16 protein-coding genes are annotated in these 20,486 nt (G+C 55.0%); 8 read left to right on the top strand and 8 right to left on the bottom strand.

Translation table 11 applies throughout. The annotated features are described in order from the left end of the window. Positions 1–149: 149 nt before the first annotated feature. The 3 genes from GOX66_RS16515 (at position 150) to GOX66_RS16505 (ending at position 3,049) form a co-directional block, all read left to right on the top strand. Positions 150–1,304 carry a M24 family metallopeptidase gene (locus GOX66_RS16515; RefSeq protein ID WP_170763840.1) on the top strand — a complete coding sequence of 385 codons (1,155 nt, stop codon included), beginning with the start codon at positions 150–152 and terminating at the stop codon, positions 1,302–1,304. 130 nt (positions 1,305–1,434) lie between these two features. Next, the gene (locus GOX66_RS16510; RefSeq protein WP_170763839.1) at positions 1,435–1,650 is read left to right on the top strand and encodes a hypothetical protein; all 216 of its coding nucleotides are present in this window, start codon (positions 1,435–1,437) and stop codon (positions 1,648–1,650) included. Further along, complete coding sequence (locus GOX66_RS16505; RefSeq protein WP_170763838.1) at positions 1,643–3,049, top strand: amidase; 1,407 nt, start codon at positions 1,643–1,645, stop codon at positions 3,047–3,049. The genes GOX66_RS16510 and GOX66_RS16505 overlap by 8 nt, the downstream gene beginning before the upstream one ends. 720 nt (positions 3,050–3,769) lie before the next feature. Here the strand turns inward: GOX66_RS16505 and GOX66_RS16500 are convergent. Genes GOX66_RS16500 through GOX66_RS16490 form a run of 3 tightly spaced genes read right to left on the bottom strand, consistent with a single transcriptional unit; the run spans position 3,770 to position 5,173 of the window. After that, positions 3,770–4,378: a hypothetical protein gene (locus tag GOX66_RS16500; protein ID WP_170763837.1), complete on the bottom strand. Its 609-nt coding sequence runs from the start codon at positions 4,376–4,378 to the stop codon at positions 3,770–3,772. Further along, positions 4,375–4,779 (bottom strand): hypothetical protein, encoded by a 405-nt coding sequence (locus GOX66_RS16495; RefSeq protein WP_170763836.1) that lies wholly within the window; start codon positions 4,777–4,779, stop codon positions 4,375–4,377. Before GOX66_RS16495 ends, GOX66_RS16500 begins: the two co-directional genes overlap by 4 nt. Then, complete coding sequence (locus GOX66_RS16490; protein WP_170763835.1) at positions 4,772–5,173, bottom strand: hypothetical protein; 402 nt, start codon at positions 5,171–5,173, stop codon at positions 4,772–4,774. Before GOX66_RS16490 ends, GOX66_RS16495 begins: the two co-directional genes overlap by 8 nt. Positions 5,174–7,394: 2,221 nt before the next feature. Here GOX66_RS16490 and GOX66_RS16485 point away from each other — a divergent pair. Then, positions 7,395–8,141, top strand: coding sequence for an IclR family transcriptional regulator (locus GOX66_RS16485; RefSeq protein ID WP_170763834.1), 747 nt, complete (start codon positions 7,395–7,397; stop codon positions 8,139–8,141). A 61-nt stretch (positions 8,142–8,202) separates the two neighbouring features. On the opposite strand, the gene GOX66_RS16480 is transcribed toward GOX66_RS16485, so the two are convergent. The 5 genes from GOX66_RS16480 to GOX66_RS16460 all read right to left on the bottom strand — a co-directional run bounded on the left by GOX66_RS16480 (position 8,203) and on the right by GOX66_RS16460 (position 13,793). After that, complete coding sequence (locus tag GOX66_RS16480; protein ID WP_170763833.1) at positions 8,203–9,192, bottom strand: GlxA family transcriptional regulator; 990 nt, start codon at positions 9,190–9,192, stop codon at positions 8,203–8,205. A gap of 15 nt (positions 9,193–9,207) precedes the next feature. Continuing rightward, positions 9,208–10,695 (bottom strand): aldehyde dehydrogenase family protein, encoded by a 1,488-nt coding sequence (locus GOX66_RS16475; protein ID WP_170763832.1) that lies wholly within the window; start codon positions 10,693–10,695, stop codon positions 9,208–9,210. Between the two features lie 2 nt (positions 10,696–10,697). Next, positions 10,698–12,221, bottom strand: a complete 1,524-nt coding sequence (locus GOX66_RS16470) for a tripartite tricarboxylate transporter permease (RefSeq protein ID WP_170763831.1) — start codon at positions 12,219–12,221, stop codon at positions 10,698–10,700. Positions 12,222–12,229: 8 nt separating this feature from the next. Next, entirely contained in the window at positions 12,230–12,775 is a 546-nt protein-coding gene (locus GOX66_RS16465; RefSeq protein ID WP_174822769.1) for a tripartite tricarboxylate transporter TctB family protein, read from the bottom strand. Between the two features lie 76 nt (positions 12,776–12,851). Continuing rightward, a complete protein-coding gene (locus GOX66_RS16460; RefSeq protein ID WP_170763829.1) occupies positions 12,852–13,793 on the bottom strand; it encodes a tripartite tricarboxylate transporter substrate binding protein in 942 nt (313 codons plus the stop codon). A gap of 149 nt (positions 13,794–13,942) precedes the next feature. On the opposite strand from GOX66_RS16460, the gene GOX66_RS16455 reads away from it, so the two are divergent. From GOX66_RS16455 to GOX66_RS16440, 4 genes are read left to right on the top strand one after another with little or no spacing between them, the layout of a single operon-like run. Next, entirely contained in the window at positions 13,943–14,701 is a 759-nt protein-coding gene (locus GOX66_RS16455) for a helix-turn-helix domain-containing protein (protein WP_170763828.1), read from the top strand. A 26-nt stretch (positions 14,702–14,727) separates the two neighbouring features. Further along, positions 14,728–17,178, top strand: a complete 2,451-nt coding sequence (locus GOX66_RS16450) for an FAD-dependent oxidoreductase (RefSeq protein WP_170763827.1) — start codon at positions 14,728–14,730, stop codon at positions 17,176–17,178. 20 nt (positions 17,179–17,198) lie between these two features. Next, positions 17,199–18,440 (top strand): Tm-1-like ATP-binding domain-containing protein, encoded by a 1,242-nt coding sequence (locus GOX66_RS16445; protein ID WP_170763826.1) that lies wholly within the window; start codon positions 17,199–17,201, stop codon positions 18,438–18,440. Between the two features lies 1 nt (position 18,441). Next, positions 18,442–20,481, top strand: coding sequence for an FAD-dependent oxidoreductase (locus GOX66_RS16440; protein WP_170763825.1), 2,040 nt, complete (start codon positions 18,442–18,444; stop codon positions 20,479–20,481). Positions 20,482–20,486 lie beyond the last annotated feature (5 nt).

Genomic DNA, 20,486 nt, shown 5'->3' with positions numbered 1-20,486 from the left:
CGAACACGCCGCCCGCGTGGAAGGCGGGCGGCGTTGAAATTCACAATCGGAATGGTCGTCCACGCAACAATTGCAGGACACGCCTGAGGATCAACCCTGCCATCGGCTTTGGTGTCATGCCGTTGGCTTTTCTTGAAGGATGAAGGCATATGCTTGAACACGCAAAACAAAGAACAATAGAGCTTCAGAGCCGCATGAAGGATGCAGGCATCCAAAAGGCCGTGTTTACCGACGAAAGCTCGATGGCCTACCTGGCAGGATTCTGGGGCTACCTGGGGATCGAGTTCGGGCGCCCCACTATGCTGGTGGTGGACGCGGATGACTCGCCTGTCGTCATCACGCCGCTGATGGAGTCGGAAATGGTCGGCGCCATGACATGGGTAGAGGACGTACGCACCTGGGAAGATATCGGGCAACGCACTTGGGGCCGGGCGCTAGCCGGTGCATTGGGCGAGAACCCATCCGAGATCTGGGTTGAAAAGGGTTCGATCCCTGCGATTGTTCGCAACCACTTGGACGACGCCTATCCCGGCGTTCCGCTCAAGGATATCTCTCCGGTGCTGGGCGCGATGCGGACCATCAAGTCGCCCTTCGAAATCGAGGTGATGAAACAGGCTGGAGAGATCGCTGGCGCGATGATGCTTGCTGCGCATAACTCTTTGAAAGAAGGCGTGCAGGAATACGAGAGCGCGCTGGCGGTGATAGATGCAGGTTCGCGCAAAGCGGCAACCTTCCTGACCGACAAGGGTTGGGACAGCTTCGTCTCGCCGATGATCCATAACCTGCAGATTGTGCAAAGCGGCAAGAATACCTCGATGGTGCATGGTCGCGCCGGTGTGAAAGCCTATGAAAAGTTTGATCCCGTTTATTTCTGCTTCTGCAACATGGCGCAGTTCAAACAGTACAAACTGGGCTTTGACCGCATGTTCCACATCGGTGAAGTGAAAGACCTGGACCGCGAAGTGCAGCAGGCCGCGATTGACGCGCAGCAAGCCGCGATCCATGCGATTCGCCCGGGTGTTCTGGCCGAAGACGTCGCTGCAGCCGCCAACGAAGTCTATCAGGAACGTGGGTATGAAACCGGCTACCGTACAGGCCGATCCATCGGTGTCGCTTATCTGGAAGCGCCTGAGCTGAAAGCAGGTGACAAGACTGTGCTGCAGCCGGGCATGACCTTTGCCGTCGATGGTGGCATCTCAGTTGATGGTGTCACTGCGGGCCGGATCGGTGACTCGGTGGTCGTGACCGAAACCGGTTTTGACTACATCACCAATTACCCGCGCGAAATCCTGCTCAGCAAATGAGCCTTCAGACGGCAGATCCAACGTTGGCAACACGTTGCCAAACGCCCGAACTGCCGCAACTGTTACGTACAAGCCGGCACGTCGTTATATACGCGCCGGTGGATTGATGGGAATCTGCGCGAGTGGTGACATGCAAAAACTGAAGAAAGAGACGTTGACCGGTATCTGCAGCCAGATGGCCTCGCATGACTGGAGCGACGCCGAAATCAATGAGCTCGTCGACCCACAGCTTGGTATCATCACCGGGTTTCAGGATCTGCTGGATGAGTTGGAAGTCCTGCGCAAGATCGACCTCGGCACAACCCCTCCGGCGCTGACTGTGCAGAAACGATTGTCCAATGAGTAGTGAAATTGCCTTTGACACAGTCCGTGGACTGAAAGCCAGGCTCGCAGCCCGGAAAATCACGCCAACTGAATTGGTCGATGTTTTTGCTGAGCGGGTTTCGCAGCTTAACAACCGTTCCAAGGCCTTCATCACCGTGACGGGCGACGCCGCGCGAAAGGCTGCCGAGGCTCTCACAATCGACGACCTAGAGCGGTCGCCCTTTGCGGGCATTCCCTACGCTTCCAAGGATCTGTTCGATGTGGAAGGGGTTCTGACGTCGGCCGGATCGCGGGTGTTTCATGATCGGATCGCGACTGAAGACGCCTTTGCCATCGCCCGGATGCGAGAAGCCAATGCACTAAGCCTGGGCAAAACCAATCTGCATGAGTTTGCTTACGGCGCAACCGGCGAGAACGAGGTCTATGGAACGTGTGTAAATGCCTACGACCCAAACCGACTGGCCGGAGGATCATCCAGCGGATCAGCGGCAGCGGTAGCGTTCGGCTTGGTCCCCGCCAGTCTTGGTACGGACACTGGCGGATCAGTGCGCGCTCCAGCCGCGCTGAACGGGCTGGTGGGCTTGAAACCGACCATCGGCCGAGTGCCAACTACGGGTGTGGTGCCGTATTGCTGGACGCTGGATCATGTGGGTATCATGACGCGAGACGTCGCGGATTGCGCTGATCTACTCGGGATCATTGCAGGTTATGACCCTCGCGATCCAGGCTCGCAGAATCTTCCTGTGGAAGACTATGCCGCAGCGCTCGACAGTGACATCTCGGGCCTGCGCATCGGCATCCCGACCAATTTTTACTACGAGCGAACCGATCCGGAAATCCTGGTCGCGTTGGAGGCGGTTAAGAGCTTTGTGATCGCGCAAGGAGCCTCTCTGATCCCCGTGACATTCCCGGATCTTGAACATAGCCGCGCCGTGTCTCTCACTGTGCAGATGCCGGAAGCCCTGAGTGCGCATTCGGCCTATTTGCAGGACCGGGGGGAGCTTTATGGGCAGGATTTCCGCGCCGGGTTGGCACTGGGTCAGACGCTTCTGGCGGAACACTATATACGGGCCAAGCGCTTCGTGGAGCTTTATCGGCAAGAAACCAACGCGCTATTTGATGAGGTCGACCTGATATTGACGCCGGCGACGCCGGAAATTGCACAAAAGCTGGGAACCGTGAAAACAACGCGCGACGGTGTAGAAGAGGCTGTTGGCAATGCCATCACGCGCTTTACCACCTTCTTTAATATGTCCGGCCACCCTGCGCTGACGATGCCCTGTGCAATGCACTCGGAAGGATTGCCAATAGGATTGCAGTTGGTTGGAAGGTATTTCGAAGAAAGTACCATTCTTCGTGCCGCCTTTGCCGTTGAAAACGACGGAGCGTTTTCAATTCCGCACCCAAAGGTGGACGGCTAAGGATGAACTTGTACCTTCCGTGGCTTCTTCCTGCGTACGCTGCTTTGACACGGGTTGGCCATGCTAGTTAAAGACGTGCAACGGTTCCCCGCAGAAACAGGCCATCTGGGCTACTTCAACTTCGGACACCATCCTGAGCCCAGCGAGACCACATCAAAACTTCTGCCCCGCGAACAGTGCTCGGCCTGTCATGAGGCGTTGGCCAGCAATCAGAAGTTCATTTTCGTTGACCATCACTTCGGATTAACTCGAAAGAAAAACTGACCCGAGAATCAGGTGTATGCCGGGGGCGTGAAACATTGACGGCGGACTTTCACGCAGTGTGCAACATTTGTCAGTTTGGGCTCGGAGCCGCCCTGCGGTGTTGCAGCGATCCGATATGCTATTGCTCTCTGAGAACAACCCTTGGCGAAGTTTAAGCACTTTCCGGAGAAACATCGGTAGATGCGCGTGTTTTTCAAATTGCCATAATAGTCGTGTGCCGTTCGTCAACAGACAACGGGCATTCCGGCATGGAGCGGCGGTTCGTGAATCTGAGCCCAAAATTGACCGAGGCTGCGATAGTCACAAATCGTAGAAATGCGCTTTTATCTGACGGCCCAACAGCGGACCTTGATCATAATAGATGTAGTCGCAGCATAACATCACCAAAACAAAAAGCTCATCGACGGAACAGATCAAGGTTACCGCATGCGGTTTGGTGGAGGCTTTTGGTCGCGACTATTGAACCTTGCGCCATTCCGAGCAGGTCAGCCTAATAATCCATTCATCGTCTAGCACCGTGCTATTTGGTTCCCAGAACTGCACAGGTGCAGCAGTTTTAACGACTGGTGTGCTGCCGGTTTTGTCCACGTATTTGTGGTTTGGATTGAGTTTGATTTCACTTTTGGGGCAGTACGTTGCCTGTAGAACCGTTTGCGCCAGAGCAACTGCTTGGGCCTTGTTTTGTGACGCGGAAAATGGTGCGTAGAATTGTGTTGAATAGCCTTCCTTCAGGCGCGCGTGGAATTTTTTGGTGAACAGTCGTTTGCTACCCTGCTCACACAGGTCTTCAGAAACACTGACCGTCACCGGTAGGGGCTCACCTGTACCAGTTCGTGTGTACTGAGCTTTAGCTCCTCGCTTCGGAGTGATTTTGATTTTGGAGACTCCGCTTGAGTGGCTAATAACTATGTAACGCCCGTTTTTTGAACTCGGCCCCGCAAAATCAGGGTCACCGCTCGCATGCTTTTTGTAGTTGAAAACAGGTAAGCGGTTCATGTTTGTGCATGCGGTGGCTGATGTGTAGCTCAACACAAGCGTTACCAATACGTAGAATACAATTTTCATTTGCAACTCACTTCTTTCACTTGCTCCAAACCCTTCGGCAACTCGCAACGTTTCCTGACGTAGGGGAGGTTTCCAGACTTCAGGTTAAAAACATCGCCCTGCTGAAAGGCGGTGACGCGATACCCCAGAATCCCGGTATACTCGCAGTTCCACGATCCGCCTCTCTGTCGTGTTTGTGGATTGAAGGTGTTTGATCCGTAGCGATAGCAGACTTCATCCAACAGGATTTTCCACTTACCCACTACTGTTTTCCGATTGCCTGGATACCACAGATAGGCACGTCCGTCGGGGCTGAGGTACTCAACCTGGTAGCCGTGGCCGGCGTCGAAGCTGGCATATGTGAAACCCGGCTTTGGAAAAGGTGTGACGACATCGCGCTGTGCCCTCAACTCATCAAACATTCTTTCTCGGGGTGTTTGGCTGTCGCAGGCCGTTAGACCAACGGCAAACAAACAAGTCAAAATCAGTTTTTTCATTCGAAACGGATAGTTTCGAATTAGGGTAAAACTTAGGCATTTCGCTCACCCGCTGTAATTCGCGTATGACTGCATCGACGACCGCATTGGGGTTGCCTCCGGTCCTTGTTTTTTGCAGTTGGATGGCCACTTTGTTGCGCGTCACGACGGTCGGATCTGGGGGCAGAGAAAGCGCGGTTTGAAGTCTGTCGAGATCAGCACCGACGAATGTCTGGTTCAGGGAAATCCGTTGCAATGCCATATTTTTCACGCCGCAAGAGCAAAGGTTTTCCGCATCAGCAATAGCCACGTTGGCAAAAGGCGGCTTCGTCCCGCACAATACCCCTCCGCGCAGATTGGACGAATGTTCGGTCTGGGTCAGAATTGCTTGACATTTGGGTCAGTGTTGCGTGACGCGGCCTATTGATTGGATTCAGAATTTTCGCCAGATCGAGTCAAAGATGTGCGACGTACCACAGTAACACATCGCATTGATATTAATGAGAAAAATATCTCAACAGGTTTCTGCCTTCCAAAAGACGTGCCATTCTGTATCTTCGTGTCTTCAACCCTTTGCCGCAACTAATGGCGGTTCATTCGGGAATACCGAATATCGAACCACTTGAAGCAAGTCCTATTGGCATTGCACTTGTCCCCCATGTGCAGGCGCGCACCAATTGTTCGGTGTCGGATCAGTGCTACTCTGAACGCTCTCAAGTCGAGCAGCCTCCAATTCATAAAAGCCTGCCCATCTGGTCCAACGTGGCCGTAAAACATCCAGTCGCCGTGGCCGTTGACGATCTAATACAGTTCGGTTTCTGCACCAGACGGCAACCTGGCCCGGATAGTGAACTGGTGCGGGTATCTGGTTGCGTGCCCGTAACGCCTGACTCTGGCGGCTATACGGATACCGCCATTTTGCTTGCGCCAGCGATAGAATGTCTGTTCCGTTAGGGGGACATCTATTGTAACACAATCCCGACCTTCCTTACGGAATCCCCAGTTGCAATGTGCTACTTGTATGGCAAATTGGGTTTCAACGAACCCGTTTTCCGGCACAATCACTTCCTCGCAAATATCCCCGGTACATTGGAATCCGTGGTTGCACTCCCAGCCTTGACTATAAGAACGGCCTGTCGAAAATGCGTTTTCAGGTACATTTGCCTATTGGCACGATCCACCCTTGTATTCGTAACCTTCGTTACAATCCAATCTGTCGGCATTGCCAGCCATTTGGGGGTTTGCAGGCGCTACCTGAGCCGAAAGTTGCGTACCAGAAAACAACACGAAGACTGTCAGGATCACACACCAAACGCCGCGCGTACGATTGATTGTAGACAGGTTACGACGGTGTCTGAAACCGAGTCTACCGGGCATCAGGGACGCATGTTATGAACCTCGTATTGTTCATATATCGCCTTCTTTCATCTATCGAGCGTCGTCTGGAAATCATCAGGTGACAATTGCGAACATTTGCGAGTAATGGGTTCGTTCCGAACACCCTAGCAAAACCCGTTCCTATGCTGGGGCACATGCTACAGTTATTCTGAAGGCCATTGGATCACCAAGGTAAGAAGCATTGCCGCGACGAGTAAATTTCACCAATGCACTCTTGTGGTTCCTACCCAGTATAGAGCCTAGGAAGTTTCCTTCGTCGCAAAGCTGGTAACACTTGGATAGATTGCTTTTTGATATATGCACGAGACCAGGCGGCAATCTGAGCAATCGGATAAGTATCCTGACATGCTACCGGCACCTGGATTGTTGGACGAGCAACTTTTTTTGTCGAAATAATCTAACAAACTCATTTCTCTGATCCTGAAATTAACGCACCTCCCACCCGAAACTGATAACGGAACAATAGGAGAGCGAAATGACATTCGAAAAAGTTCTATCCAAACTTGTGGTCAACACCATCGCGACAGGGAAACTATTGCTTGAAGAAGGCGGCCGCTCAGTTTGCTTCAAGTTATTCACCAAGGAGTGACAGTTTCCAGACCTCTTTGCTTTCGCCACGATTGCTCGGATGTTTTTGGGGACCTGGGTTTGATGCCGATGGTGGACAATGTGGTCCGCAAAGGATTCGAAGAGTCCATGAGAACACCGCCTGCCACGATGGATATGGTTTACCAAGCGCTGCATGAGCGTTTTGCACCTGAGAGATTTTTGTTTTTGACGACGAAAGGGGTTGGTTGTTGACTTCCTTCAAGTCGAAACCGATCTATCAATACGATGAAGCGGCTGCAAAGGTTGGTAGCGCAATGGGATGGTTGGACCCACGCGCACTTGGCTCCTTTTGTCGCCGGGGCTGTTCATGCAAAAAATGGCCATTTACTCTGAGCGCAAATGTGTGCAGGAAAGTCGGCTGTAACAAAAGCGCAAGCTGATTAGGAAAACCTAAGTTTGCCGTTACAGCGCACGTCAATGAGGGCGGATTGCAGACCTTAGCTGCGAATAGTGTGAAAGTCTGCTTTGAGGCATTTGGCCCAATGGTTCACTATTGACAATGATGTATCGAATTTTTTTATTTGTGTCAGACGTCAAGCAGAAGAGGGTGCACCATGAAGACAGTCGATAAAGCAATGTCGGTTCTCGACCAGTTTTCCATGGAACGTATCGAAATTGGGCTGAGTGAAATTGCAACTCTTTCCGGGCTGGACAAAGCTGCCACACGTCGACTCTTGGTCGCGTTGGCAAAACATGGATTTATCGAACAGGTTGCTGCCGGTGGAAAATACCGTCTTGGGCACGGTTTCTTGCGGCTTGCGCGTATACGTGAAGCAACGGTTCCTATTGTACGTGCCGCTCAGGAAACGACGGACTGGTTGTCAGAGCAAGTGGACGAGACCGTGCATATCAGCGTGCCCGGTGAAAAAGGTATGACAACGATCGCCTATTGCATGCCCAGCAAAGGCAACGTGATTAACATCATTCCTACTCAGATTCTTCCGTTTCATCTTACGTCTTCCGGTTTGATTTACCTGGCTTTCGCGACCGACAAGACCCGCGATCGGATTCTTTCGATCAAGCGTGAGAAAACGACGGACACTTCCCTGACCAAAAAGCCCGACATAGTGCGGGCGATCAACGAATTTCGGGAGGCGGGGTATTCCCAAAGCCGCAACACCTTTGAAAACGGTGTGGCAAGCATCGCTATGCCATTCTTTGCCGAAGACCCTGATCCTGTCGGAACAGTCGCCATCGCAGTTCCTGATGCCAATATGAACGAGGCACGGATCAACGAGCTATTGCCGTTTCTGCAAAAAGCCGTTGCGCGTATGCAATCTTCGCTGACGGGGTTCCAATAACAGTGGCGTGCATCTCCTGCGAATTACGCTCCGCCCAACTATCAGGAATTCCAAGTGGATTTCATCCCTGGTAATTCGAAGGGCGACAGTTGTATCGCTCTGAGAAAGACTTGGAGAAATTGGCAACGGACCCAAATCCACAGGCCACAGATACCTCCAACACGCTCATTCTTGTTTGGCTCAAAAGTTCCTTTGCCCTCTCCAGCCTTACCTGTTTGATGAAGCGCGAAGGAGATGTTCCGCAGTGCCGATTGAATAAACGCTCAAGCTGCCTTCTTGATATGGCGTGCTGGCGGATCAAATCGTCTATGGTCACTTCACAGGTTTCATCGGCTTCCAGCGTCTCCATGATGGACAGGAATTGCGCATTGCGCGTTCCATATCGATGCGCGGCGCACAGGCGCTGTGGCGTGTCAGCGGTTCTTGGATGACCGCTGATCATGTGATCTGCCACCTTGGCCGCGATATCCTTCCCCATTTCAGCCTTGATCAGGTTAAGCATCATATCGGAGACAGACTGCCCACCGGCACAGGTGATAAATCTCTCATCTGACGTGAATATCTGAGCCGCAGGTTTGTGGTCAGGATGCATTTCGAAAAAGCTGTTCCTTACACTCCAATGAAGCGTGAAGGCGCGTGTGCCTACGATACCTGCACGCACAAGCCATGTAGCCCCTGTTCCAAGTGCTCCAAAACGAGTGCCCATACGGGCCCGGCGGCGCAGCCAACCAACGATATTGCCAGCATTATCCACCGCTTTGTCGTCAAAAGCGCAGATAAACAGGCGGTCACAGGAAGCGTCGTCATCAATTGCTCCATCTGCCGGATAGGACACTCCGATGGTGCAGGGAACGTCCTTACCGTCTTTGGACAATACACGCCATTTGTATCGCACTTGGCCGGTCAGACGATTTACTGACGCGAGTGGCTCGATTGCGCTCGCCAAGTCCAAAAGTGAAAACCCGGGGCACAGAAGGAAAATGAACTCCAAAGGCTTTATGCTTTGGGGGGCATTCTCGCTTTCTCCGCGAATTTCACCGAAGTGCTTCAATGCTACCTCTCACGTTCAGAGTTTGATCCAGGCTGTTTTCAGATCGAGGAACTTCTCGAAGGCGTGCAGGGATTTGTCATGTCCGTTTCCGGATTGCTTGACCCCACCTAAGGGAACCGTCACGTCGGGGCCCCCATAGGTGTTGACGTGGACAACACCGGATCGCACGGCGCGAACCATCCGATGAGCGCGGCCCAGATCGGCAGTCCAAACACCTGCCGCCAGCCCGTAAACTGTACTGTTGGCAATTGCCGCCGCTTCAGCCTCAGTCTCAAATGGCATGACGGACAGTACGGGTCCGAATACCTCTTTCTGCGCCACGCTGTCTTGGGGTTTCACATTGGTGACAATTGTAGGTTCCATAAAGTAGCCGCCAGTGTCTTCCAGAATGCGGTTGCCGCCCTGATAGAGCGTACCGCCTTCCACCCGGGCCGTTTCCACAAACCTCAGATTCTGCTCCAGCTGAGTCAGGTTGTTCACGGCCCCGGCATTGGTGGTGATGTCCAATGGGTCACCAACTTTCATTGCGGCAGCATGTTTGGCCAATTCGGCAACGAACTCATCATGAATGGATTTTTGCACCAGCAGGCGCGAGCCCGCCACGCAGACCTGGCCGGAGTTTCGGAAAATACCCCCAGCGCTGATCTTGGCGGCTTCGGCCAGATCACGGGCATCATTGAAAACGATGTTGGGGGATTTATCGCCGAGTTCAAGATAGCAGCGCTTCATGTTGGAACGTGCGGAGTTTTCAAGAAGCCTGCGGCCAACCGCGCCCGATCCGGTGAACACCATCACATCCACATCCATGGACATTGCCATAGCCTCGCCCACCACACGACCCGCGCCGGTGACGACATTCAGGACACCTGGCGGAATTCCCGCTTCAAGCGCCAGTTCGGCGATGCGCAGCAAGGACAAGGATGCCGTCTCTGCCGGCTTGAGCACCACCGAGTTTCCAGCCGCAAGAGCCGGACCCAGCTTCCATGTGCCGATCATCAGGGGGAAGTTCCACGGCACAATCGCCGCCACCACACCAACAGGTTCATGGTGCACAAGTCCCAGAATGTCCTCTGGGGTAGGCGCCACCTGCCCATAAATTTTGTCGATCGCCTCGGCATAGTATCGGATGGTATTTATCGCTGAACCGACCTCGGCCTTGATAGCCATGGAAATTTCGGTGCCGTTGTCACGCACCCCCAGAACCGCCAGCTCCAGCGCTTCTGCTTCAATCAGATCAGCCCATCTCAGCATCACTTTTTTGCGCGCGGCAGGGGCAAGGCGCGACCACCGTCCGTCTTCGAAAGCTGCCCGCGCCGCCGCTACCGCACGATCCACATCTTCTTTGGAGCCCGCCGCCGTTGTTGTCAGGACCTGCCCATTGACAGGTGAAAGCACTTCATCGGTTTCTCCGGTTTCGCCTGCACATAGTTCGCCATCAATGATGAGAGACCGAGGTGCCAGCTGCAGATCGCGCAGGGCGTCGATTTTAGATTGATCAAGCATGTTTATCCCTGTTGTGACGTGTGGACGTCATGATCGTGGTCCATCTCGGCAATCCGTTCCTTGTGCTCGCGGCGCAGCGTTCTGAAATGCATGAGCAAGACGAAAACAATCAGCAGTACAAGAATGGCCGCGATGGGCCGGTCAACAAAATCCCATGGGGTCTTTACGCGAACCATCGAAGTCCGCAATTTCGTCTCCATGATGCCGCCAAGCACCATGCCCAGAATAATCGGCACCAGCGGCAGGTTCAGCCGCTTCAGGATCAGGCCGAGAATGCCAAAGCCCGAGGCAATGGCGCAGTCCACTACTGAATTGCGCAAAGAGTAGACACCCACAAAGCTGAGCGTCAGGATAACAACTCCCAAAAACCGGGTGGGGATCTGGATGACCTTGGTCAGAAGATTGGTCGAGAACAGCAGAAAGACCATGACGATCACGTTCAAAACGATCATCGCAATATAGAGCGCGTAAACAAAATCCAACTGGTTCTGGAACAACTGCGGACCCGGGATCACATTGTGAACATAGAAGACCGACAACATCATCGCTGTCAGCGCCTCGCCCGGAATACCTAGCGCCAGCAGCGGGATCATAGCGGCCCCCGGAACGGCATTGTTCGCCGCTTCAGACGCGATTAGCCCCTCGGGCGACCCTTCACCAAAAGCTTCAGGGGTTTTCGATGTTTTTTGCGCATAGGTGTAAGACATGAACTGCGCTGTGAACTCTCCGACACCGGGGATCATCCCCATCAGCACGCCGAACCCGGAGGCTGCGGACGCCACGCGTTTGTAGAGCCAGAGCTCTTTGAGGTTGGACAGCATCGACCCTTCGATGGGCTGTGGATGCGGCGTGTTGTCCTTATCGACCAATAAGAGAAAAGCCTGGGACAACGCAAAAAGACCGAGAACCACGACAATCAGGTCAAACCCGCTGGCAAGCCAGGTTTGGTCGAATGTGAACCGGCGGGTGTATTTGATGGGCTCCAGCCCAACCGAGTTCAGCAGAATACCAAAACCTACCAGCATACCCGCAGCAAAGACCTGCCCCCGATGCGCCAGAACCACCAAAATGATACCCAGCAGTGCTGCCAGGAAAATCTCACGGCTGCCAAAATGCGGTGCGATCAACGCCAACAGTGGCGATAGCAGAATCAGGCACAGGATCGAAAAGATCCCGCCAAAGAACGATGCGGAATAGGCCAGAGCCAGCGCGCGGCGCGCTTCACCACGCTTGGTCATGGGGTACCCGTCATAGGTGGTCAGCGCGTTAACCGCCGTGCCGGGGGTGTTGATCAGAATGGCGGGCAAGGCGCCGCCATACATCGAACTGCCATAGATACCCAGCAGGATGGTCAATCCGACAATTGGATCCAGGGAAAAGGTTGCCGGCAACAGGATGGCAATGGCCACCGCCGCACCGACGCCGGGAATGGCACCAATGACCACTCCTCCGACCGACCCGATGAACAACGCGACCAAGACGTCCCAGCGGGCAAGGAGTTCAACTCCGGAAAGCAACGCGTCCATGATGCCTCTCAGAAATAGGTTAGCATGAAAGCGCGCAGCGTGTCGGGCAGGTATTCATAGACCTGACCTCCCGGGACTTTCACTTGTAGAAAGGACTTGAAAACGACAACAACGGTCACGGCCAGTGCTACAGCGGCCCCCAGAAACGGGCGTAGTGGATAGGCCAACCGAATTGTCAGCACGACCGTGAAAAGGATCGTGGACGGCAGGTATCCAAGCCGCGGAACCAGAACAACGTATGCCATGAACCACGCAGCGTATTCGAAAGACCGGAGCCAGAAACCCACCTCTCGCCAGCGCCCTTCAAGTTTAGGCGACACGAATGAGCTGACCAGGTGAAGCGCACCGAACCCGACCATCGTATACACCGCGACGGTTGGCCAAAAGGATGGTTGAGCCGCCCACTTTGTCCCTTTGACGGTTTCGGTCTGAGCATCCAGATTGAACCAAAGAAACAGGCTGAAGGCCAAAAAGGCCCAGGCAAAGACCAGATCACCTGGCCTTCTGTAGCGTTTGAATAAGTCCTGAAGAGTTTTCGCGCGTATCACAGGCATCCTCCCATGCTTGTCCCGTGTTCATGGAGCAAGGCGACCGGCACATAACATGCCGGTCGCCCCGGGAGAAACAACGCTACTGCGAGAGCATGCTGTCGATATTGCCCAATGTCTCAATGTTCTTTTCGATCAAGGCCTGCGTATCGTCCGCGCTCTGCCAATAAACCAATGCGCCCGTTTCTTCGGCCAACTTTTGCGCGCGCTCGGACTTCATGGTCTTTTCAGCAACTGCGATGATTTTTTCGCGAACATCTGCGGGCGTGTCCTTGTGAACAAACAACCCGTTCCACAGTGCAATGTCCAACGTTGGCGAAATCTCCGACACGGTGGGCGCATCCGGTGTCAGGCTGATGCGTTCACCACCGATCGACGCAAGCACCTTGATGTCATCAATGCAGGGCAGAACCAACTGCAGGGTGGTGTTCATAACGTCAACGTCGCCCGATGCCAGAGAATTGCAGTCCAGCATGTCAAAGGCGGCATCCGAACCAAAAGAGAAACCCTTTTCGTTGGCCAGCGCCATGGTCACTTTGGTCGGGATCAGCGGAGCGCCAAAGTGGCCCAGAGCAACGTCATTCTCTTTGGCGTATTCGGCCAGCCCGTCCACGTCGTCGTAAGGAGCATCCTTTCCGGCGACAATGACAAACGGATAAGTCAGAAATGCGCCAAGCGGTTCAAATGGGTTCGGGTTCAGTTCAGGAATGCCGATCTGTGGACCAACAACCGGCACGGCCACAATAAAAGATCCGACGGTATAACCATCAGGCTTGGCCCCGGCCACCTCGACCGCGCCAGGGAACGGACCACCGCCACCGCCGGGTTTGTTCACGACCGCGGCCGGCACGCCGTATTCATTTTGAAAGTCTTCCGCGATCATGCGCGTCAACACGTCTTCGAGATCACCGGGAGGCCACGGATTAACAAACTCCACGGGCTTTTCCGGATATTCGGCCTGAGCCGCCACCGGTGCCAGCGCCATCGTAGTCAACATGGTTGCGGCAAGTGTTTTCTTGAGCATTTCTCTCTCCCTGAGCAAGTTTATTGGGTTCACTATTGTCACCACTTGTGCAAATAATAATTGCACAGTGACTCATTTTGTGTCAACTCTGGCGTGGAAAGTGACGCAAAAATTCACAACGCAACGGGAAGACAAAAAAGGAGAAAAGGATGGGAACGGTCTCTAAGGCGCTGAAAATTCTAGGCTATTTCTCCGAAGGCTCAAGTGAGTTTGGCCTATCCGAAATTTCCCGACTTACAGGGCAGAACAAGGCAACTGTCTACAGGTACCTGTGTGAGCTCGAATCAAATTCTTTTCTTGAGCAAGATACCAGCACAAAGGAATATAGACTTGGGTCAGCAATTTTCGACCTAGCACGCTTGTCGAATTCTGACGTGTCGTTTCTCAATATTCTTGCGCAGGTCCTTGAAGTCGCTTCGGAAGAAGCATCCTGCTGGGCGTTTCTGTACTCGGTGCAGCCGAAACCCCTGGTGCCGCTTCTGGTATTCAATCAAGGAAGGCCACAAGAAGGCACCTTTCAGGAAATTTCCACATATTCGAGCCCTGGAGTCTGCCTGTGTGCTGTGTGTGACCAAGCATTGTCAGATGTTGCCCAATTGAATTCTAACAAGTCAAATTGGGATGCGGCGACGTCAGAGTTTAGAGCGCAAGGCGTTGCTCCTTCACCCGAGGCGAATTCATCCACAACATCCTTGTCTGCACCGATCTTCGGTGCGGCCGGCGCCGCCAGCTTTATCGTTACCCTCGCAAGGTCCCGAAACCCCACCAAACAAGAATTGATCCCTTTGAATTCTGCCGTCTTGCTCGCAGCCCGATCAGGAACGGCTGCCATCGGCGGCACTCGGCCTTCAACCAATCCCAAAGAGAAACTGAAGAGATCTCACTCTGGGGTGGCCTTGCACCCTTGAAAGCTCTGATTTGTCCGGAGACAAAAATGTCCAAACCCCTTCCCGATCAGGCCCCGGTCGTCATTGTTGGCGGTGGTATTATTGGTGTGTCGACGTTGTACCATTTGGCGCATCGAGGCGTGCCCGCAGTCCTCATCGAACGAAAAAAAATAGCCTGTGGCACCACATGGCATGCCGCCGGGATTGTGGGTCAGTTGCGTGACAGCACATCGCAAACCGAGCTTGGGAAATACACGGCCAAGCTCTTTCAAGCGCTGGAAATTGAGACTGGGCAAGGCACAGGTTACAAGCAAAACGGCACGATCAACCTTGCGCTAAGCGACGTGCGCCACGAACAATTATTACGCAGTCATGACCATGCCGCGAGAATGGGCATTCCGACACAGATCCTCTCGGTACCGGAATTGCAGGAATATTGGCCCGACGTAGAAGTCAGCGACGTCAAATCCGCGTTCTTCGTGCCATCGAACGGCCAGGTCAATCCGCTGGATGTTTCGGTGGCAATGTCCAAAGGGGCGCGGGCACTGGGTGCGCAGGTTTTTGAGGAAACCAAAGTTGAGCGCCTGGTTCTCAAAAATGGCAAAGTCACCGGCGTCGAAACCGATCGCGGCGTGATTGCCACCGAAAAAGTACTGATTGCCGGCGGCATGTGGAGCCATCTGTTCGCCAAGGCGCATGGGGCAACGGTGCCGCTGCACGCGGCGGAACACTTTTATATTGTGACGGAGCCGGTCGAGGGGCTGCCTTCGACGCAGCCGATCCTGAATATCGCCGAAGAACGCACCTATTGGAAAGAGGATGCGGGCAAGCTGCTGATTGGCGGTTTCGAGGCGATGGGCAAACCTTATGCTCGCAATGGCATTCCGGAAGATTTCGAGTTCGACGAGTTGCCGTTTGACATGGAACATGTCGAGCCCGAACTGGAGCGTATGTTCGCGCGGATGCCTGCGCTGGCCGAGATGGGAATTCAAACCTTCTTTAACGGGCCGGAAAGCTTTACGCCCGATGGGCGCCCCTACATGGGCCCGTCTTCCGAAATCAAAGGTGTCTATCTGGCCACCGGAATGAATTCCAACGGGATTCTGAATTCAGGCGGCACTGGATTGACCATGGCCGAGTGGATCATCGACGGGATGCCGTCGCGGTCCATGCTGCCCCTGTTGGCGGTGCGTGCGCACCCGTTCCAGAAGAACACGGCCTATAATGCGGAACGCGCCGCCGAAGCGGTCGGTTTTCACTATGGTATCCACTGGGCCGGGCGGCAGGTCACATCAGCGCGCGGAGTACGCCGGGTTCTGTTGCATGACCGGCTGAAGGAATCGGGTGCGCAGTTTGCCGAACGGATCGGCTGGGAAGTCCCGATGTACTATGGCGGGGATTGGCGCGATGAGCCATCGATCCGATGGAAGCCCTGGTCGGCGCATGTCAAAGACGAATGCCTTGCCGCACGTGATGCCGCGGTAATCCTCGATCAGTCGATGTACGCCAAGATTCAGGTTCAGGGGCCTGATGCCGCGAAGGCGTTGAACCGGGTGTGCGGTGCCGAGATGGATGTTGCCGTTGGCACGTCGGTCTACACCCAGTTCCTCAATGCCCGCGGCGGGATCGAAGCGGATGTAACCGTAACCCGTATCGCGCCTCAGAGCTTTATGGTGGTTTCCGGCCACCCCAGCCAGATGCGCGATAAGCACTGGATCAAATCAAATGCCGATGAGGATTGGAGGTTCGAGGTTTTCGACGCGACGTCCGCTTTTGGGTTGCTGACTCTACACGGCCCGAAATCCCGTGCCATCCTGCAGGCGATCAGCGGCGACGACCTGTCCAACGACGCATTCCCCTTTGGGGCCGCCCGCGAAATTGACGTCGCCCATGCCCGCGCCCTGACAATCCGCCGCTCGTTCCTGGGTGAGCTGGGTTACGAACTGATGGCCCCGACCGAATTCACGGCCGGAATTTACGACGCGCTGTTGGAGGCGGGCAAACCACATGGTCTGCGCCACATGGGAATGTTTGCCATGAACGCGTGCCGTCTGGAGAAAGGCTTCCGTCACTTTGGTCACGACATTGGTGAGGATGATACACCCTTTGAAACCGGGCTGGGATTTGCGGTGCGGCTGGACAAAGAGGATTTTGTCGGGCGCGAAGCATTGCTCAAGCAAAAGGCCGAGTCAGCTACGCCACTTCACAGAACCGTATCTATCACGGTACCCGGCCTGACAGCCGAAGAAGGCCCCTATCTGATCCACAATGAACCCATTTGGAAAGACGGCAAGATCGTCGGCCACGTCACCAGCGGCGACTGGGGCTTCCGGCTTGAGCAGATGATCGGCCTCGCCTCGCTGGAAAATTCCGATGGCGTATCCAAAAGCTGGATCGACGAAGGAGGGTTCGAGGTGCAGATCGCCGGACAAATGTACCCGATCACGGCGCAGCTGGCGCCATTCTATGACCCCAAGGGAGAAATCATGCGCGGTTGAGGCGTATCAGGGAGGAAAACATGAACGACCCAAAAACCATTCTGGTCATCGGTACCTATGACACCAAAGACCCGGAACTGAATTATGTCTGTGACAACATCCGCAAACTGGGCGGCAATGTCATTTCCATGGATGTCAGCGTATTGGGGGACCCGTCCGAGCCGACGGATATTTCCAAGCATGACGTGGCGGCGGCGGCCGGGAAGACCGTCCAAGACGCCATCGACTCGGGTGATGAAAACCACGCCATGCAGATCATGGCGGACGGTGCCTCGAAACTGACCGCGAAGCTGTATGCCGACGGTAAAATTCATGGAATGCTGGCGCTTGGCGGCACGATGGGCACCGATCTGGCACTGGATTGTGCCCGCGTGTTGCCCATTGGTGTTCCAAAATACGTCGTCTCGACCATTGCCTTCTCAGCCCTGATTCCGCCAGAGCGCCTTTCGGCGGACATTCAGATGATCCTGTGGGCAGGCGGCCTTTATGGTCTAAATGATATCTGCATGGCGACACTGAGCCAGGCAGCGGGCGCTGTCTATGGCGCAGCACAAGCAGTTCGCGCCCCAGACCCCGATCGCCCGGTGATCGGCATGGTCAGCTTCGGCTCGTCCGCGCTGCACTATATGGTGCATCTGCGTCAGCCGCTGATCGACCGGGGCTTTTCGCTGGCGGTGTTCCACGGCACCGGCATGGGTGGCATGGCGATGGAGAGCCTCGCCGAACAAGGTTATTTCGCCTGTGTGCTGGAACTGGCCGTCGCCGAAATCGGCAACCTGATGGTTGGATCGATTGTCAATGCCGGGGCCGACCGGATGACCGCAGCTGGCCGCCATGCCACGCCGATTATTGCGGCACCGGGATTTGGCGACATGATCGATTTTGCCACTTGGCAACCTGTTCCCGAGCGGTTCCGTGACCGGCCGTATCACGCACATAACCGCCTGTTGGCGTCGGCATCTCTGACGGGCGAAGAACGCGGCCAATTGGCCCATGAGGTTGCCAACCGACTTAAGCAATCCAAGGGGCCGGTCAAATTCGTCCTGCCCACTCAGGGCATTCACGCCTGGGATACCGAAGGGATGCCGGCCCACGATCCCGAGTCCCTCGCCATCATGGTTGACGCCTACAAAAAGGAAATGAGCGATCCTATCGATCTGACCGTTATGGATTGCCACATCAACGACAAGGCGTTCTCGGAAAAAGTGCTTGAGATCATCGACGGCTGGATAGCGGATGGCACGCTAAAGACCGGAGGCTGACATGGTGGATGGCCAGTACGATATTCTGTTTGAGCCCTTGCGGATCGGCCCTGTTACGGCACCCAATCGCTTTGTAATGATGCCTTACGCCACCGGGCATTCCCATCTGATGCCCAATGGCGCCATCGGTATCCGCGAAATGCGCGCCGAAGGCGGGTGGGGCATCATAGGGATGCAGCTGTCCGAGATCGACCCGACCTCGGATCTCTCCGGCCTGCCCTACGAAAGGCTTTGGGACGACGGTGACGTCAAGGTCCATGCGAAGTCGGTCGAACGCATTCACTCTCACGGTGCCCTGGCCTCGATCGAACTGGCCCACACGGGTATCCGGTCGCGCGGGATCGAGAACGGGTATCCGGTGATGGGCCCGTCGTCACTGCCGACCCTGAAACCGGACATGCCTTACAGCGCCAAGGCGATGGACAAGTCGGACATCAAGCGCCTGCGCGCGTCGTTCCGGGCGGCGATCGGGCGGGCGAAACGGGCAGGCTATGACATGGCCTATGTCTATGCCAGCCACGATGCCTCGATCCTGTGGCATTTCCTTTCGCCCCATTACAATCACCGAACGGACGAATATGGCGGATCGTTCGAGAACCGCCTGCGCCTGCTGCGCGAAGTGCTGGAAGAGGCGCAGGAAGAAGCCGCTGGAGAAATGGCGGTTGCACTGCGATTTGCAGTACACGAAGCCTCGGGACCGAAACGCATAACCTGCGACGGCGAAGGCCGGGACGTAGTAGAGGCCTTGGCCGATCTTCCGGATCTTTGGGACGTCAACATCTCGGGGTGGAGCGCGGACAGCCAAACCGCGCGCTACGCCCGACAAGGGTATCAGGAAGAGTTCACCAGTTTCGTCAAAAAAGTAACGGACAAGCCGGTACTTGGCGTTGGGCGCTTTACCTCTCCTGACACAATGGTCAGCCAGATCAAACGCGGTGTTCTAGACATGATCGGAGCGGCGCGCGCGTCAATTGCCGATCCGTTCCTGCCCAACAAGATTAGAGAGGGCCGCATTGAGGACATCCGCGAATGTATCGGCTGTAACGTATGTGTCTCGGTCGAGTTATCAGGCGTACAGGTTCGCTGTACCCAAAACCCGACCATGTCCGAGGAATGGCGCCGCGGCTGGCATCCGGAAACGGTGCCACCTGCCGAAACTGCTGAGAACATTCTGATTGTCGGCGGCGGCCCTGCCGGATTGGAGGCCGCTCTGACGCTTGCCCGCGCCGGGCACGAAGTCACGGTTGCCGACAAAGCTGCCGAGATGGGCGGACGTTCCTTGCGTGAATCGACCATCAAGGGATTGGCCTCATGGGGACGGGTACGCGACTACCGGCTGTACCAATTGCAACAGATGGGCAATGTCCATCTTTACGCTGACAGTGAGCTTGACGCAGATGCCGTTGCGGAATTCGGCGCCGATCACATTCTTCTTGCCACAGGTTCGCGTTGGTTGCGAGACGGCCGGGGCAGATCGAACCTTGCGCCAATCCAAGGGTTTGAGGACAACGCTCTCACCCCGGATGATGTTCTGAACGGCACCGAATTTCCCGGACCGGTCGTGATCTACGATGATGACCACTATTATATGGCCAACGCTTTGGCAGTGGATCTGGCTACAAAGGGTCACGAGGTTCACATCGTCACTCCGATGGCCGCGCTGGCCGGCTGGATGGGTAACACGCTGGAGCAATCCAGAATGTTGGGCGAGCTTTTGGCGGCGAGTGTGAAAATGTATCCGAACGCCACCGCGACCGGATGGCAGGACGGCGCGCTATCTGTGATCCGCTCCGACACCGGCGAAGGATTACCCGACATTGCCGCAATAACTTTGATTTCTGTCACCAATCGCGTCCCGGAAACCGGTTTGTCCGATGCGCTTGCGGCACAGGGCATCAAACACACAGCCATCGGCGACGCAGAAGTCCCCGGCACCATTCAGGCTGCCGTCTATTCCGGTCATCGTCACGCCAGGGAGCTGTTGGGCACAGAACCTGAAGACCGGATTTTCAAACGCGAGCGCCCGACGCTCTTCCTGTAAAAACT

Source organism: Ruegeria lacuscaerulensis, assembly GCF_013031245.1.
Classification (GTDB): domain Bacteria; phylum Pseudomonadota; class Alphaproteobacteria; order Rhodobacterales; family Rhodobacteraceae; genus Ruegeria; species Ruegeria lacuscaerulensis_C.
Note: the sequence above shows the minus strand (reverse complement) of the source record. Positions and strands in the feature narration are given on the sequence as shown.